The 1,343-nt window shown below is 63.1% G+C and carries 2 protein-coding genes; both read left to right on the top strand.

Annotated elements, in window-relative coordinates; all coding sequences use genetic code 11:
- Positions 1–722, top strand: a 722-nt coding sequence (locus A3754_RS02805; protein ID WP_063518795.1) for a succinylglutamate desuccinylase/aspartoacylase family protein, incomplete at its 5' end; no start/stop codon positions are given.
- Positions 723–740: 18 nt separating this feature from the next.
- On the top strand, positions 741–1,343 hold a 603-nt coding region (locus tag A3754_RS02800; RefSeq protein ID WP_197468409.1), incomplete at its 3' end, for a dihydroxy-acid dehydratase.

Below are 1,343 nucleotides of genomic sequence, written 5' to 3'. Positions count from 1 at the left end.
TGAATCACCCGGCGGTGCTGAACGGCACGCGTACTTCACCGCTGGACGGCGGCAACCTGAACCGGGCCTTTCCGGGCAACCCCGCCGGTACCCTCACCGAAAAAATTGCCGATTACTTCACCCGTTATCTGGTGCCGCTGGCCGACGTGGTGCTGGATATGCATTCCGGTGGACGCACGCTGGACCTGTTGCCTTTTGCGGCCACCCATCGCCTCGCCGATGAGGCCTTTGGAGCGCGCTGCCTGGCCGGGGCAGAGGCGTTTGGGGCCCCTTACACCCTGTTTATGGCGGAGCTGGAGGAGGCGGCCCTGTTCGATAGCGTGGTAGAAGCCCAGGGGCGGGTGTTCATTAGCACCGAGCTGCGCGGCGGCGGCACGACTACCCCGGATACCGTGGCGCTGGCAGAGCAGGGCGTGGACAACGTGTTACGCTTTGCCGGCATTCTGCCCGGCGACCCGCTACCGGTGACATCGCAGGCGTTGGAGATCCCCAACGCAGACTATTACCGTGTCAGTGAGCATCGCGGTTTGCTGGAATTTGCGGTGGCGCTGGGTGAGTGGGTGCAGCAGGGTGATGTGCTTGCCCGTGTGCATGCCATCGACCGCACCGGCGAGCCACCGGTAGAGTATCTGGCGCCTTTCAAGGGCATGTTGATTGGTCGCCGTCACCCGGCACGGGTGGACATTGGCGACACCTTTGCCGTGCTGGCGGTGAAGCGTTAACCGGAATCAGGAGAGGGTATGAGTGATGCACAGGGCGATCCACGCCGCCGGCATTCCGCCAAGGTCGTCGACGGTCCAGGCAAGTCGGCGAGCCGGGCCATGTTGCGGGCCGTGGGATTTACCGATGAAGATTTTCGTAAACCTCAGGTGGGCATCGCGTCTACCTGGAGTCAGGTGACGCCCTGCAACAGCCACATTGGTGAGCTGGCCGACAAGGCCTGCCAGGGCGCGGATGCGGCCGGCGGCAAGGGCGTGATTTTCAATACCATTACCATCTCTGACGGGATCGCCAACGGCACCGAAGGGATGAAGTATTCGCTGGTCTCCCGCGAGGTGATTGCCGACTCCATTGAAACCGTGGCCGCCTGCGAAGGGTTTGACGGCCTGGTGACCCTGGGCGGTTGCGACAAAAACATGCCGGGCTGCCTGATGGGCATGGCGCGGCTGAATCGCCCCAGCGTGTTCGTCTACGGCGGCACCATCATGCCCGGTAAGGGCCATACCGATATTGTCTCCGTGTTCGAAGCCATGGGCGCCCATTCCCGGGGCGACATGGATCTGATTGAGCTCAAGCAGATTGAAGAAACCGCCATCCCCGGCCCGGGTTCCTGCGGCGGCATG

Source organism: Alcanivorax sp. HI0083 (assembly GCF_001635175.1).
The sequence above is the reverse complement of the archived record's forward strand: the minus strand, read 5'-3'. Positions and strand labels throughout refer to the sequence as shown.